Origin of the sequence: Limnohabitans sp. (genome assembly GCF_023910625.1) — a bacterium.
GTDB lineage: Bacteria > Pseudomonadota > Gammaproteobacteria > Burkholderiales > Burkholderiaceae_C > Limnohabitans_A.
In genome coordinates this window covers 702,813-716,800 of record NZ_JAAVVW010000003.1, presented here as the reverse complement: position 1 = coordinate 716,800, position 13,988 = coordinate 702,813, and the positions used below count along the sequence as shown (strand labels likewise).

The following is a 13,988-nucleotide window of genomic DNA, read 5'->3' as shown; positions in this document are numbered from 1 at the left end:
GTGACGTCAAATGGCCTTGAGGGCTTCGTTGAAGGTTTTGCTCGGGCACATGATGGCTTGCAACTTCTCGGGTGAGGGGAAGTAGTAACCACCGATGTCCACTGGCTTGCCTTGCACCGCAGCGAATTCGGCCACGATGGCTTTTTCTTGTGCGGTGAGGGTCTTGGCCAGAGGCTCAAACTGCTTGGCCAATTCGGCGTCTTCGGTTTGCGCGGCGAGTTCTTGGGCCCAGTACATAGGCCAAATAAAACTGACTGCCGCGGTTGTCGAGCTGACCCGTTTTGGGCGAGGGGTTCTTGTTGTTGTCCAAGAGCTTGCCTGTGGCTGCATCCAAGGTTTTTGCCAAAATGCCAGCCTTTTTGTTGCCGGTCTTCAGGCCCAAGTCTTCCAGCGACACGGCCAGCGCCAAAAACTCGCCCAGCGAATCCCAGCGCAGATGGTTTTCTTCAACCAGTTGCTGCACGTGCTTGGGCGCCGAGCCGCCCGCGCCGGTTTCGTACATGCCGCCACCGGCCATCAAGGGAACGATGGAGAGCATCTTGGCCGAGGTGCCCAACTCCATGATCGGGAACAGGTCGGTCAGGTAGTCGCGCAAGATGTTGCCGGTGGCACTGATGGTGTCGAAGCCGCGCACCACACGCTCCAGTGTGTAACGCATGGCGCGCACCTGGCTCATGATCTGGATTTCCAAACCAGCCGTGTTGTGCTCGTGCAGGTACATCTTGACCTTGGTGATCAGCTGGGCTTCGTGTGGGCGGTACTGGTCGAGCCAGAACACCACGGGCATGCCGGAATTGCGTGCACGCGTGACGGCCAACTTGACCCAGTCACGGATCGCCGCGTCTTTGGTCTGGCACATCCGCCAGATGTCGCCTTCTTCCACGTTTTCAGACAGGAGCACTTCGCCCGTGTTGATGTCGGTGATGTTGGCCACGCCATCTTCTTGGATTTCAAAGGTCTTGTCGTGCGAGCCGTATTCTTCGGCTTGCTGGGCCATCAGGCCGACGTTGGGCACGGTGCCCATGGTCTTGGGATCGAACGCACCGTGCCATTTGCAGAAGTTGATCATCTCCTGGTAGATGCGGGCGAAGGTCGATTCGGGCATCACGGCCTTGACGTCTTTCAAGCGGCCGTCAGCACCCCACATCTTGCCGCCGTTGCGGATCATGGCGGGCATGGAGGCGTCCACGATCACGTCGTTGGGCGAGTGGAAGTTGGTGATGCCCTTGGCCGAATCCACCATGGCCAGCTCGGGGCGGCCTTCGTGGCAAGCGTGCAAGTCGCGCTTGATTTCATCTTGCTTGGACTGGGGCAGGGTGGCGATCTTGGCGTAAAGATCGGCCATGCCGTTGTTGACGTTGACGCCCAACTCTTTAAACAAAGCGCCGTGTTTGGCGAACGCATCTTTGTAAAAAATCTTGACGCAGTGACCGAACACGATGGGGTGCGAGACCTTCATCATGGTGGCCTTCACGTGCAGTGAGAACATCACACCGGTGTTATGGGCGTCTTCGATTTCTTTTTCATAGAACTCGAGCAAGGCTTTCTTGCTCATGAACATGCTGTCTATGACTTCGCGGTCGAGCAAAGCCACCTTGGGTTTGAGCACGATGGTCTTGCCACTCTTGGTGATGAGTTCCATCTTCACATCGCGGGGGCGGTCCAAGGTCATGGACTTTTCGCCATGGTAAAAGTCGCCCGCGTGCATGTGCGAGACGTGTGATCGAGAGGCTTGGCTCCACTCGGCCATGCTGTGGGGGTTTTTTCGTGCGAATTCTTTGACGGCTTTGGGCGCGCGGCGGTCCGAGTTACCTTCGCGCAAAACGGGGTTGACGGCGGAACCAATGCACTTGGAGTAACGTGCTTTGATGGTTTTTTCTTCGTCGGTTTTAGGCGCATCTGGGTAGTTAGGCAGGGCGTATCCCTTGTCTTGCAACTCTTTGATGGCCGCGGTCAACTGGCCCACAGAAGCACTGATGTTGGGCAGTTTGATGATGTTGGCATCTGGCTTGAGTGTCAGCTTGCCCAATTCTGCCAAGTTGTTGGGTGCACGCTGCTCTGTAGGCAGCATGTCTGAAAACTCCCCAAGGATTCGCGCAGCCACAGAGATGTCGCTGGTTTGGACATCAATGCCAGCAGGCTTGGTGAAAGATCGAATGACAGGAAGAAAAGCCGCCGTAGCCAGCAATGGCGCTTCGTCGGTCAGTGTGTAAATGATTTTGGGTCGTGCGGTAGGCGTAGTCATCGTGGTGCTTTTTTACAAGATGAAAAAGAAGACCACTATCTTAAACCAAGCATCCCGACAATCGGCTGACGACATCACCGATTTCAGGTCTTGAGCCTGAGTATTTTGATCAGCAATTGTGCGCAAGTCTGTTCTTTTGATCTGGCTTCTAAATGTGTGAAAATTGAAGGATGTTGTTCATTTCATTTTGCGTTGCCATTGGCCGCGCTTTTGTTTTATACCCATGGTTCAAATTACGCTTCCCGATGGCTCATTGCGAGAGTTTCCAGGTCCGGTCACGGTTGCTGAGGTTGCGGCCTCCATCGGAGCAGGTTTGGCCAAGGCAGCTTTGGGTGGCAAAGTCGATGGCCAGCTGGTTGATTCCAGTTTTTCCATGTCTGACAACGCCAAGCTTTCCATCATCACGGCAAAAGATCCTGAAGGTTTGGAGTTGATTCGCCACTCTTCAGCGCACTTGTTGGCTTATGCGGTCAAAAGCCTGTTTCCGGATGCTCAGGTCACGATCGGACCTGTGATTGACAACGGCTTTTATTACGATTTTTCTTACTCGCGACCCTTCACCCCGGAAGATTTGGTCGCCATTGAAAAGAAAATGGCGGACTTGGCCGCCAAAGATGAACCTTTGGTGCGCCGTGTTTTGCCGCGTGACGAAGCTGTGGCCTATTTCAAGGGTCTTGGCGAACATTACAAAGCGGAGATCATTGATGCCATTCCGGCGGGTGAGCAGGTCAGTCTCTACCGTGAGGGTGAATTCGAAGACTTGTGCCGTGGGCCTCATGTGCCCAGCACGGGCAAGCTCAAACACTTCAAGCTGATGAAGGTGGCCGGTGCTTATTGGCGCGGTGACAGCAAAAACGAGATGCTGCAGCGTGTTTATGGTACGGCTTGGGCCAGCAAAGAAGATTTGCAACTGTATTTGACTCGTCTTGAAGAAGCCGAAAAGCGAGACCATCGCAAATTGGGCCGAGAGCTGGACTTATTCCACATCGATGAACACGCGCCAGGCTTGGTGTTTTGGCATCCCAAAGGCTGGACCGTTTGGCAAACCGTTGAGCAGTACATGCGGCAGGTCTACCGCGACAGTGGCTACCAAGAGGTCAAAGGTCCCCAGCTGTTGGACAAAACGCTCTGGGAAAAAACCGGTCACTGGGACAAGTACCGTGACAACATGTTCACCACCGAGTCGGAAAAGCGCGATTACGCGCTGAAGCCGATGAACTGTCCGGGGCACATCCTGATCTTCAAGCAAGGCATGAAGAGCTACCGTGACTTGCCATTGCGGTATGGCGAATTTGGCCAGTGCCACCGCAACGAGCCTTCTGGCGGTTTGCACGGCATCATGCGCGTGCGCGGTTTCACCCAAGACGACGGTCACATTTTTTGCACCGAAAACCAAATCTTGCCCGAGTGCGACGACTTCACCAAAGTGCTCAAAAGAGTTTATGCCGATTTCGGTTTCAACAACATCTTGTACAAAGTTTCTACACGACCGGCTGCGCGAATTGGCTCGGATGAGTTGTGGGACAAAGCCGAAAAAGCTTTGATGGACAGTTTGCGTCACTCGGAATGCGAGTTCGTGATCTCCGAAGGTGACGGTGCTTTTTACGGGCCGAAGATTGAATACACCCTGAAAGACGCAATTGGCCGTGAGTGGCAGTGCGGCACCATCCAGGTGGATTTCAACTTGTCTGAACGCCTTGATGCAGAGTACGTGGCCGAAGATGGCACGCGCCAGAGGCCGGTGATTCTTCACCGCGCCATCGTGGGCAGCATGGAGCGTTTTATTGGTATTTTGGTCGAGCAGCACGCCGGGGCTTTGCCCACTTGGCTGGCCCCCCTCCAAGTTTCTGTGCTCAACATCACCGATGCACAGTCCGATTACTGTCGTGAAATCGCTGCAAAACTGCAAAAATCGGTGTCAAATCAAGGCCTTAGGGTTCAAGTGGACCTGCGAAACGAAAAAATCACGTATAAAATACGAGAGCATTCGTTGCAAAAGCTGCCTTATATTCTTGTCGCTGGCGACAAGGAAAAGGCAGCAGGTACCGTCGCTGTGCGCGCCCGGGGTAACCAAGACCTCGGTGTGATGTCGATCGATGCGTTCATTGAACTCATTGCTGCCGACATCGCTTCTAAAGCCTGAAGGTGAGTTTCGCCACAAGCTTTGGCCCGTGGGCACAAAGACGGTTGGGCTGCTTTTTGCAGTTTTTTCCGTAAAGGATTGAGTCATCGCTACCGAATTTCGTGATCGTCGCCAACGCGAAGAACGTAAACACCGTTTGAACCGTGAAATCATGGCCCCAGAAGTCCGTGTTTCCGGCCCTGAAAATGAACCCATGGGCATCCTGTCACTTGCAGAGGCCTTGCGTCTTGCTGGTGAAATGGATGTGGACTTGGTTGAAATTGCCGCCACCGCCAGCCCGCCTGTGTGCCGTCTGATGGACTACGGCAAGTTCAAGTACCAAGAGCAAAAGCGTGCGGCAGAAGCCAAAGCCAAGCAAACGGTCATTGACATCAAGGAAGTCAAGTTCCGCCCGGGTACGGACGACGGTGACTACAACATCAAGATGCGCAACATTCGCCGGTTTTTGACCGATGGTGACAAGTGCAAAATCACTTTGCGCTTTCGTGGTCGTGAAATCACCCACCAAGAGTTGGGTTTGGCGCTGCTCAACCGAATTCGCGACGATTTGGCCGATTCGATCATTGTGGAGCAGTTTCCTAAACTGGAAGGCCGCCAGATGATCATGATGATCGCGCCTGGCCGTAAAAAGCCTGCTGTGGGTGGTAAGACTGCAGATGTTTCTGCACCTGCAGAATCGGCTTGAAAAGAATTTGACCGGCTTTCGGGCTGGTTGAATCAAGAGCCGCCTTAGGGCGGCTTTTGTTAAAAGTGGCTCGGGGCCAACAAGGCTGCAAATTTTTTGCAGACGCCTCACGAGCACAATCAAAGGAGCATGAATATGCCCAAGATGAAGACCAAAAGCAGCGCCAAAAAGCGCTTCCGTGTTCGTCCCGGTGGAACCGTTAAACGCGGCCAAGCCTTCAAACGTCACATCCTGACCAAGAAGACCACCAAAAACAAGCGCCACCTTCGCGGTGCAGTGGCTGTGCATGAGACCAATATGGGTCACATCGCTCAGATGCTGCCCATGGCTGGCCTGTAATCACTGACGAACAAGGAGAATAACTATGCCTCGCGTTAAACGTGGTGTAACGGCACGCGCCCGTCACAAGAAAGTTTTGGCCCTTGCAAAAGGTTTCCGCGGTCGCCGCGGCAATGTCTTCCGCATCGCCAAACAGGCGGTGATGAAGGCTGGCCAATACGCCTACCGTGACCGCCGCACCAAAAAGCGTGTGTTCCGTCAGTTGTGGATTGCCCGTATCAACGCCGCTGCGCGCGAATGCGGTCTGACCTACAGCCAGTTCGCCAACGGCCTGAAGAAGGCTGCCATCGAAATCGACCGTAAAATGCTGGCGGACATCGCCGTGCACGACAAGGCCGCTTTTGCTGGCATCGTGAACCAAGTCAAAGCCAAACTGGCTGCAGCTTGAGTCCATGAGTGGCGTGGGCCTTCGGGTTCATGCCGCGCACTCGATCAAAGGGATTGAGGCTCACAAAAGCTTCAATCCCTTTTTTATTTTGTCATCTACGAAATTCCCATCATGAACGAGTTGGACGCCCTGGTTGAATCCGCCCGTCAGAGTTTTGCGCAGGCACTGACACCTGCTGACCTCGAAAATGCCAAAGCCCAGTTTCTGGGCAAAACCGGTCGCATCACTGAGTTGATGAAGGGCATGGCTGCGCTGAGCGTGGATGACAAAAAAACCCGTGGTGCAGCCATCAACCTCGCCAAGCAGGCGATCGAGGCGGCTTTGAACGACCGACGTCAGGCGCTGGTCGATGCCGAGTTGCAAGCCCAGCTCAAGGCCGAAGCACTGGATGTGACGTTACCAGGGCGCAGCAGCAATGTGGGTGGTCTTCACCCGGTCTCGCTCACGCTCGAGCGGGTCGAAAACATTTTTGGCTCGATGGGCTTTGAAGTCGCTCAGGGCCCCGAGATCGAAACCGACTGGTTCAACTTCACCGCGCTCAACACGCCCGAAGACCATCCAGCCCGCTCCATGCATGACACCTTCTATGTCGAAGGCGGCCATCTGTTGCGCACGCACACGAGCCCGATGCAAATCCGCCATGCGGTGCAGCACGTCAAACGCTACAAGAACCAACTCGACGCTGGCCAAGGGATGCCCGAAGTCCGCGTCATCGCGCCAGGCCGCACCTACCGTGTGGACAGTGATGCCACCCATTCGCCCATGTTCCACCAGTGCGAAGGCCTGTGGATCGGAGAGAACGTGAGCTTCAAGGACCTGAAGGTCGTGGTCACCGATTTCTGCCGTACCTTTTTCGAAAGCGACGATCTGGTGCTGCGCTTTCGTCCCAGCTTTTTCCCCTTCACCGAACCCAGTGCCGAGATTGACATTCAGTTCCAAGCAGGCCCTCTGGCCGGTCGCTGGCTCGAAGTGGGCGGCTCTGGCCAAGTGCATCCAAACGTGGTGCGCAACATGGGTTTGGACCCCGAGCAGTTCATTGGTTTTGCCTTCGGCATGGGCATGGACCGCTTCACCATGTTGCGCTACGGCGTGAACGACTTGCGCCTGTTTTTTGACGGCGATGTGCGCTTCCTGAGCCAGTTCCAGTAATTCCCTCCCAAGTCCGACACACGAGACACGAGCCATGCAATTTCCCGAATCCTGGTTGCGCGAGTTCTGCAACCCGCCCCTGACGACCCAGCAACTGGCCGAAACCCTGACCATGGCCGGTCTTGAAGTGGAAGAGATTGAGCCTGTGGCCCCGCCGTTCACCCACATCGTGGTCGGTGAAATCAAGGAGGCCGTGCAACACCCCAATGCCGACCGTCTGCGGGTGTGTCAGGTGGACGTGGGGCAGGGCAACCTGCTGAACATCGTTTGTGGCGCGCCCAATGCCCGCGTGGGCATCCGTGTGCCGTGTGCCATGGTCGGTGCCGAGTTGCCGCCCGGAGCCGATGGCAAACCTTTCCTGATCAAAGTCGGCAAACTGCGCGGCGTCGAAAGCCAGGGCATGCTGTGCTCCGCCAAAGAATTGCAAGTTGCAGACGACCATGACGGACTGCTGGAGTTGCCCGCTGACGCCCCTGTGGGTCAAGACATTCGCCAGTACTTGAACTTGGACGACACACTGATGACGCTCAAGCTCACGCCCAATCTGGCGCACTGTTTGAGTGTTTATGGCATCGCCCGCGAAGTGTCAGCCCTGACCGGCGCGCCTTTGAAGGCCCCAACTTTCCCTGCGGTGGCCACACAGGTCAGCGACAAGCTGGCTGTGGAAGTGCACGCAAATGAGTTGTGCGGCCGTTTCAGTGGCCGCGTGGTCAAGGGTGTGAACACCCAAGCCCAAACCCCGCAGTGGATGGTCGAGCGCCTGGCGCGTTGCGGCCAGCGCAGCGTGAGCCCGCTGGTGGACATCTCCAACTATGTGATGTTTGAGTTCGGCCGTCCTTCGCACATTTTTGACCTCGACAAAATTCACGGTGGCTTGCACGTGCGTTGGGGCCAGCCCGGCGAAACGCTCAAACTGCTCAACGGCAACACCGTGACCGTAGATGGACAAGTTGGCGTGATCGCCGATGACAGCCAGGTCGAATCCCTCGCGGGCATCATGGGTGGCAACGCCACCGCCGTGTCCGACATCACCCAAAACATCTACATCGAAGCGGCTTTCTGGTGGCCCACTTCGATTGCCGGCCGTTCGCGCCGCTACAACTTCTCAACCGATGCCGGTCACCGTTTCGAGCGTGGCGTGGATCCGCAACTGACGGTGGAACACATCGAGCGCATCACCCAGTTGGTGCTGGACATCTGCGGCACGCCCGAGACCCAAGTCGGCCCTGTCGATGACCAGATTCTGAACCTGCCAGCGATCACGCCCGTCACGCTGCGCGTGGCCCGTGCTGTCAAGGTGATTGGCATGCCGCTCACACAGCAGCAGTGCGCCGATGCGCTGCGCGGCCTAGGCTTGCAAGTGACTGAAGGGCAGGGCACCGTCACCGTGACGCCGCCCAGCTTCCGCTTTGACCTGCAAATTGAAGAAGACCTGATCGAAGAAGTGGCTCGCATGGTGGGCTACAACAACCTGCCGACCAACCCGCCTGTGGCCCCTATTACCGCCAAGGTGCGCCCAGAAACCGAGCGCAGCCCGTCCGCCGTGCGCCGCGCCATTGCCGCTTTGGGTTACCAGGAAACCATCAATTACAGCTTTGTCGAAGACAACTGGGAGCGCGATCTGGCAGGCAATGCCAACCCGATCCGCCTGCTCAACCCGATCGCCAGCCAGATGAGCGTGATGCGATCTAGCCTGATCGGCTCGCTGCTGCAAGTCGTGAAGTTCAATGCCGACCGCAAGGCCGATCGCGTTCGCGTATTCGAGTTGGGGCGGGTGTTTTTGCGCAATGCCGCGGTTCAAAGCAACGACACCACAGTGGAAGGCTTCGACCAGCCCATGAAAGTTTCAGGCATGGCCTGGGGTCCGCTGGAGCCGCTGAACTGGACCGGCAAGTCGCGGCTGGTGGATTTTTTCGACGTCAAAGCCGATGTCGAACGCCTGCTGGCCCCGGCCAAAGCCCAATTCGTGGCCGCCGAGCACCCCGCTTTGCACCCTGGCCGTTCGGCCCAAGTGCTGCTGAATGGTGTTGTGATCGGACATGTGGGTGAATTGCACCCGCGCTGGCGTCAGGCCTGGGACTTGCCGCATGCGCCTGTCGTGTTCGAGTTGGATCTGGATGCGGTCACTCAGCGCAGCGTGCCCGTGGCCCAGTCCGTGGCCAAGTTGCAAGCGGTGGAGCGCGACATTGCCGTGATCGTGCGCGAGCAGGTCACCCATGCCCAGTTGATGCAGGCCATCCACAGCGCCCCGACCCGCGGTTTGCTGCGCCATGCGGTGCTGTTCGATGTCTATCGCCCCAAGATGGATGCCGCTGGCGGCTTGGCTGTGGGTGAGAAGAGTCTGGCGGTGCGTTTGAGCTTGCACAGCGATGAAGCCACCTTGACCGATGCCCAGATCGAAGCCGCAATGGGTGCTGTCATGGCCAGCCTGTCTGAGCGAATTTTTGCGCGTTTGCGTACCTGAGAGCGTGCCATGCAAATCAGTTTTGAATCCCTGGAAACCCCGGCCCTGACCAAGGCGCACCTGGCCGATTTGCTGTTTGAGCAGATCGGCTTGAACAAGCGCGAGTCCAAGGACATGGTCGATGCGTTCTTTGACCTGATGGTGGACAGCCTGATTGCGGGTGACGATGTGAAGATTTCCGGCTTCGGCAATTTCCAGATCCGAACCAAGGCAGCACGTCCCGGGCGCAACCCGCGCACCGGAGAATTGATCCCGATTGATGCACGTCGTGTCGCGACCTTCCATGCCAGCCATAAACTCAAGGCCTTGATTCAGGGCGATCCCTTCGAAGACGATGGCGTGGAGTTGGTTGGACGCTGAATCACCCACTACAGGAGTTCAGCATGTTGTTCAAATTCAAATCCCAGGCCGCACCCGACCTCATCATGATGGCGCCCGATGCGCGCAGACTTTTGAATATCATGGTTGGCGATGAACCCGAACGTGGCATCATCGAGGTGGCTCAATTGTCTGCTGTGATCGCCCGGCTCGAAAGAGCGGTGGTCCAAGATGAGTTGGCCCGGCAGCAGCGCTCGGATCGCGCCCAGTCGATGCAAGCCATGTCACCAGATGGGCAAGAGGATGATGCTGAGACCCTGGATTCGGTGCGTTTGTCGCAACGCGCAGCGCCCATGCTGAAGCTGCTCAAGCGCTGTCAGTCAGAGATTTGTGATGTGGTGTGGGGCGTGTAGACGCCGAGCAACGGGTCTTGAAGCCGTCAGTCATCTTGGGCGTTTGCTGAAAAAGGCCCCACCCAGCTTGAACCCTGGCCTGATTTGACGTTTGGCAAACCAGCCTTGGTTCATCTCCAGAACGTAGCGCACGGGTTTTGTTGAACAGTGAGAATCATCGCTTTGGGGTTTCATGTCGGCCATGTTGACGATCGTGCCGTCATCTTCCAAAAAAGCAGCGGTCAAAGGAATCAAGGTGTTGCGCATCCAGAAACACTGGGTTGACGCATGTGCAAAGACGAACAACATACCCTCATTCTGGGGCATGTCCTTGCGCCACATCAGGCCAATTTGGTGTTGTGGTGGTGTTTGGGCCAGCTGAACATCCAAACGGTTCATGCCTGCCGTCAAGACTGTTCGCTCCAAATTCAGCTGAGGGCCACCTTCAGCACGGGCTTGACCCCAAATAAGCAGGGCGCTGCAAAGGAGCACTCCATACTGGCGGAAGCGCCGATGACCCCCAAAAAAGGCCCTCTCAAGACATTGAAGTTTCATGAAGGTGGAGAGAACAATACGCATACTCATTTTTTGATCATAAATGATCTGTTCGCAGCGTCTATTGTGAGTGGCAGAGAATTTTTCTTGGAATAATCAGCTGTGCTTGGTCAGTTTGGCGGAGCCTGCTTGCTGGCGGGGATTGCATCAGTTGCAGTGTCAAGAGCTTGAATGTTCTGAGCCAATAAGCCTTTGGCACCTTGAGTGAGTTCAAATTGAACCCGCTGACCCTCTTTCAAGGTTTTGAAGCCCTCCATCTGGATGGCCGAAAAATGGGCAAAGGCGTCCGCGCCGCCGCCGTCGGGTTGAATGAAACCAAAACCTTTGGCATCGTTGAACCATTTGACCGTACCACTGGGCATACGATGTCTCCGTATTTTTTTAGATGGCTCAGTTTGAGTAATTCATGGCGAATTTGTCAATGTGAGGTTTTCCCGGGGTGAGATTTTGGCCACCAGACCATTAAGACTTTTCAGACCCCGGGCTCAAAGGGCTTGAAAGCATCGATAGAATGAAATCATGGCAACGAAAAAACCTTCCAATCCCACGCTGCCGACCGTGACCCCCCGTGCGCCCGATGGCGGCGATTCGGTGGTCCTCGAAAGACGTGCTCAGAAAATAGAACCGCCCCTGATGTACCAGGTGGCGATGCTCAATGACGACTTCACCCCGATGGAATTCGTGGTGATGGTGATCCAGGAGTTTTTCAGCAAAGACCGCGAAGCGGCCACCCAAATCATGCTCAAAATCCACTTGGACGGCAAAGGCGTGTGTGGTGTTTACTCACGCGACGTGGCCGCCACCAAGGTCGATCAGGTGCTGGATGCAGCCAAACAAGCGGGTCACCCGCTGCAATGTGTCAGTGAACCCATTGAATAAGTCGGTATGCCCCCCACTTCATATTCGTCTCTTTTACTCAGCAAGGCATAAGGAAATCACATGATTGCCCAAGAATTGGAAGTCAGCTTGCACATGGCCTTTGTTGAAGCCCGTCAGCAGCGCCATGAATTCATCACCGTCGAGCACTTGTTGCTGGCCCTGCTGGACAACCCCAGCGCTGCCGAAGTGCTGCGTGCGTGCGCCGCCAACATCGACGATCTGCGCAAGGCCTTGAGCAATTTCATCAAGGACAACACGCCCCAAGTGGCCGGCACCGAAGAGGTGGACACCCAGCCCACGCTGGGGTTTCAGCGCGTGATCCAGCGCGCCATCATGCATGTGCAGTCCACTGGTAACGGCAAAAAAGAGGTCACGGGCGCCAACGTGCTGGTGGCTATTTTTGGTGAAAAAGACTCACACGCCGTGTATTACCTGCACCAGCAGGGCATCACGCGTTTGGATGTGGTCAATTTCATTGCCCACGGCATCCGCAAGACCGATCCGCCCGAGGCGACCAAATCCGACGCGCCCGCGAGCTCCGAAACCGAAGAGGCCAGCGGTGGTGAGCGCAACGAAAAAGCCTCACCCCTGGAGCAATACACCAACAACCTGAACCAAGCTGCCAAAGACGGCAAGATCGATCCGCTGATTGGCCGTGAATACGAAGTCGAGCGTACGATCCAGATCCTGTGCCGCCGTCGCAAGAACAACCCGCTGCTGGTGGGCGAAGCCGGTGTGGGTAAAACAGCGATTGCTGAAGGTCTGGCTTGGCGCATCACGCAGGGCACTGTGCCCGACATCCTGGCGGAAGCCACGGTGTATTCGCTCGACATGGGCGCACTGCTGGCAGGTACCAAGTACCGCGGTGACTTTGAACAGCGCCTAAAAGGGGTGCTCAAGTCGCTCAAGGAAAAACCCAACGGTATCCTTTTCATCGACGAAATCCACACCCTGATCGGTGCGGGTGCGGCCTCGGGCGGCACCTTGGACGCCTCCAACTTGCTCAAGCCGGCCCTGTCCAGTGGTCAGCTCAAGTGCATCGGCGCGACCACTTTCACCGAATACCGAGGCATCTTTGAAAAGGACGCTGCTTTGTCGCGTCGCTTTCAGAAAGTGGACGTGGTTGAGCCCACGGTGTCGGAGACGGTGGACATCCTCAAGGGCCTGAAAAGTCGTTTTGAAGACCACCACAGCGTCAAGTACACCATTGCCGCCTTGCAGGCTGCCGCCGAGTTGTCGGCCAAGTTCATCAACGACCGCCAGCTGCCCGACAAGGCGATTGACGTGATCGACGAAGCCGGTGCTGCCCAACGCATCCAGGTCGCATCCAAACGCAAAAAGACGATTGGCAAAGCCGAGATCGAGGACATCGTGGCCAAGATCGCCCGCATACCGCCCGCTAACGTGTCCAACGACGACCGCAGCAAGTTGCAGACCATCGAGCGTGACCTCAAATCGGTGGTGTTTGGTCAGGACAAGGCCCTTGAAGTGTTGGCCTCGGCCGTCAAGATGGCCCGCTCGGGCCTGGGCAAGACCGACAAGCCGATTGGCTCCTTCCTGTTCTCGGGCCCCACCGGCGTGGGCAAGACCGAGGCGGCCAAGCAACTGGCTTACATCATGGGCATTGAGCTCATTCGCTTTGACATGTCCGAGTACATGGAGCGCCATGCGGTGAGCCGCCTGATCGGCGCGCCTCCGGGCTATGTGGGTTTTGACCAAGGTGGCCTGCTGACCGAAGCCGTGACCAAGAAGCCGCATTGCGTGCTCTTGCTCGACGAAATCGAGAAGGCCCACCCGGACATCTTCAACGTGCTGCTGCAGGTCATGGACCACGGCACCTTGACCGACAACAACGGGCGCAAGGCCGACTTCCGCAACGTGATCATCATCATGACCACCAACGCGGGGGCCGAGACCATGAACAAGGCCACCATCGGTTTCACCAACCCGCGTGCAGCCGGGGACGAAATGGGCGATATCAAACGCTTGTTCACCCCCGAGTTCCGCAACCGCTTGGATGCGATGGTCAGCTTCAAGCCCCTAGACTCACAGATCATCCTGCGCGTCGTGGATAAATTCTTGCTGCAACTGGAAACGCAGTTGGGCGAGAAAAAGGTGGAAGTCACCTTCACCGACGCCTTGCGCAAGTTCTTGGGCAAAAAGGGCTTTGACCCGCTCATGGGTGCGCGTCCGATGCAGCGCCTGATCCAGGACACGATTCGCAAGGCCTTGGCCGACGAATTGTTGTTCGGGCGCCTGACCGAGGGGGGTCGCCTGACGGTGGACATCGACGACAAGGACGAGGTCTTGCTGGACATCACGCCCAATCCGAAAAAGGAAAGTCGCGCGTCGCGGTCGGAGCCTACCGAGCCAGAAGAAGCGACCGCGGATTAAGATCCGTGTCAGCGTCCTGGCCCCTTTTTCGGGGGCG

General features: G+C 56.5%; 15 protein-coding genes. 11 read left to right on the top strand and 4 right to left on the bottom strand.

The features are described from left to right. Nucleotides 1–6: 6 nt before the first annotated feature. Together HEQ17_RS06475 and HEQ17_RS06470 are read right to left on the bottom strand one after the other, a co-directional pair. A complete protein-coding gene (locus HEQ17_RS06475; RefSeq protein ID WP_296293689.1) occupies nucleotides 7–246 on the bottom strand; it encodes an NADP-dependent isocitrate dehydrogenase in 240 nt (79 codons plus the stop codon). Then, the gene (locus HEQ17_RS06470; RefSeq protein ID WP_296291977.1) at nucleotides 176–2,245 is read right to left on the bottom strand and encodes an NADP-dependent isocitrate dehydrogenase; all 2,070 of its coding nucleotides are present in this window, start codon (nucleotides 2,243–2,245) and stop codon (nucleotides 176–178) included. The genes HEQ17_RS06475 and HEQ17_RS06470 overlap by 71 nt, the downstream gene beginning before the upstream one ends. 223 nt (nucleotides 2,246–2,468) lie before the next feature. Between HEQ17_RS06470 and thrS the strand changes: the two genes are divergently transcribed. The 8 genes from thrS (at nucleotide 2,469) to HEQ17_RS06430 (ending at nucleotide 10,144) form a co-directional block, all read left to right on the top strand. Beyond that, complete coding sequence (gene thrS / locus HEQ17_RS06465; RefSeq protein WP_296291976.1) at nucleotides 2,469–4,388, top strand: threonine--tRNA ligase; 1,920 nt, start codon at nucleotides 2,469–2,471, stop codon at nucleotides 4,386–4,388. 85 nt (nucleotides 4,389–4,473) lie between these two features. Further along, the gene (gene infC, locus HEQ17_RS06460; protein ID WP_296293688.1) at nucleotides 4,474–5,073 is read left to right on the top strand and encodes a translation initiation factor IF-3; all 600 of its coding nucleotides are present in this window, start codon (nucleotides 4,474–4,476) and stop codon (nucleotides 5,071–5,073) included. 135 nt (nucleotides 5,074–5,208) lie between these two features. Continuing rightward, nucleotides 5,209–5,412, top strand: coding sequence for a 50S ribosomal protein L35 (rpmI, locus tag HEQ17_RS06455; protein ID WP_019428895.1), 204 nt, complete (start codon nucleotides 5,209–5,211; stop codon nucleotides 5,410–5,412). Nucleotides 5,413–5,437: 25 nt separating this feature from the next. Beyond that, nucleotides 5,438–5,800: a 50S ribosomal protein L20 gene (gene rplT, locus HEQ17_RS06450; RefSeq protein WP_026036460.1), complete on the top strand. Its 363-nt coding sequence runs from the start codon at nucleotides 5,438–5,440 to the stop codon at nucleotides 5,798–5,800. Nucleotides 5,801–5,911: 111 nt separating this feature from the next. Beyond that, nucleotides 5,912–6,949, top strand: coding sequence for a phenylalanine--tRNA ligase subunit alpha (locus tag HEQ17_RS06445; RefSeq protein ID WP_296291975.1), 1,038 nt, complete (start codon nucleotides 5,912–5,914; stop codon nucleotides 6,947–6,949). A gap of 34 nt (nucleotides 6,950–6,983) precedes the next feature. Next, on the top strand, nucleotides 6,984–9,413 hold the full coding sequence (gene pheT, locus HEQ17_RS06440) for a phenylalanine--tRNA ligase subunit beta (protein WP_296291974.1): 2,430 nt from the start codon (nucleotides 6,984–6,986) through the stop codon (nucleotides 9,411–9,413). A 9-nt stretch (nucleotides 9,414–9,422) separates the two neighbouring features. Beyond that, nucleotides 9,423–9,773 carry an integration host factor subunit alpha gene (locus HEQ17_RS06435; protein WP_296291973.1) on the top strand — a complete coding sequence of 117 codons (351 nt, stop codon included), beginning with the start codon at nucleotides 9,423–9,425 and terminating at the stop codon, nucleotides 9,771–9,773. 23 nt (nucleotides 9,774–9,796) lie between these two features. After that, nucleotides 9,797–10,144, top strand: a complete 348-nt coding sequence (locus HEQ17_RS06430) for a DUF1840 domain-containing protein (RefSeq protein ID WP_296291972.1) — start codon at nucleotides 9,797–9,799, stop codon at nucleotides 10,142–10,144. Nucleotides 10,145–10,174: 30 nt separating this feature from the next. Here the strand turns inward: HEQ17_RS06430 and HEQ17_RS06425 are convergent, their stop codons facing one another. Both HEQ17_RS06425 and HEQ17_RS06420 read right to left on the bottom strand, forming a co-directional pair. Continuing rightward, nucleotides 10,175–10,615: a DUF192 domain-containing protein gene (locus HEQ17_RS06425; protein WP_296291971.1), complete on the bottom strand. Its 441-nt coding sequence runs from the start codon at nucleotides 10,613–10,615 to the stop codon at nucleotides 10,175–10,177. Between the two features lie 173 nt (nucleotides 10,616–10,788). Beyond that, a complete protein-coding gene (locus HEQ17_RS06420) occupies nucleotides 10,789–10,989 on the bottom strand; it encodes a cold-shock protein (protein WP_296293687.1) in 201 nt (66 codons plus the stop codon). Between HEQ17_RS06420 and HEQ17_RS06415 the strand changes: the two genes are divergently transcribed. The 3 genes from HEQ17_RS06415 (at nucleotide 10,894) to clpA (ending at nucleotide 13,951) form a co-directional block, all read left to right on the top strand. Beyond that, complete coding sequence (locus tag HEQ17_RS06415) at nucleotides 10,894–11,121, top strand: hypothetical protein (protein WP_296293779.1); 228 nt, start codon at nucleotides 10,894–10,896, stop codon at nucleotides 11,119–11,121. The genes HEQ17_RS06420 and HEQ17_RS06415 overlap by 96 nt on opposite strands. A gap of 76 nt (nucleotides 11,122–11,197) precedes the next feature. Next, nucleotides 11,198–11,557 carry an ATP-dependent Clp protease adapter ClpS gene (gene clpS, locus HEQ17_RS06410; RefSeq protein WP_296291970.1) on the top strand — a complete coding sequence of 120 codons (360 nt, stop codon included), beginning with the start codon at nucleotides 11,198–11,200 and terminating at the stop codon, nucleotides 11,555–11,557. Between the two features lie 60 nt (nucleotides 11,558–11,617). Then, the gene (gene clpA, locus HEQ17_RS06405) at nucleotides 11,618–13,951 is read left to right on the top strand and encodes an ATP-dependent Clp protease ATP-binding subunit ClpA (RefSeq protein WP_296291969.1); all 2,334 of its coding nucleotides are present in this window, start codon (nucleotides 11,618–11,620) and stop codon (nucleotides 13,949–13,951) included. The last annotated feature ends 37 nt before the right edge of the window (nucleotides 13,952–13,988 follow it).

Coding starts and splice junctions, on each gene's coding strand:
- HEQ17_RS06470 (WP_296291977.1), bottom strand. CDS start 2,245: ATGACTACGCCTACCGCACGACCCAAAATCATTTACACACTGACCGAC.
- thrS (WP_296291976.1), top strand. CDS start 2,469: ATGGTTCAAATTACGCTTCCCGATGGCTCATTGCGAGAGTTTCCAGGT.
- rpmI (WP_019428895.1), top strand. CDS start 5,209: ATGCCCAAGATGAAGACCAAAAGCAGCGCCAAAAAGCGCTTCCGTGTT.
- rplT (WP_026036460.1), top strand. CDS start 5,438: ATGCCTCGCGTTAAACGTGGTGTAACGGCACGCGCCCGTCACAAGAAA.
- HEQ17_RS06445 (WP_296291975.1), top strand. CDS start 5,912: ATGAACGAGTTGGACGCCCTGGTTGAATCCGCCCGTCAGAGTTTTGCG.
- pheT (WP_296291974.1), top strand. CDS start 6,984: ATGCAATTTCCCGAATCCTGGTTGCGCGAGTTCTGCAACCCGCCCCTG.
- HEQ17_RS06435 (WP_296291973.1), top strand. CDS start 9,423: ATGCAAATCAGTTTTGAATCCCTGGAAACCCCGGCCCTGACCAAGGCG.
- HEQ17_RS06430 (WP_296291972.1), top strand. CDS start 9,797: ATGTTGTTCAAATTCAAATCCCAGGCCGCACCCGACCTCATCATGATG.
- clpS (WP_296291970.1), top strand. CDS start 11,198: ATGGCAACGAAAAAACCTTCCAATCCCACGCTGCCGACCGTGACCCCC.
- clpA (WP_296291969.1), top strand. CDS start 11,618: ATGATTGCCCAAGAATTGGAAGTCAGCTTGCACATGGCCTTTGTTGAA.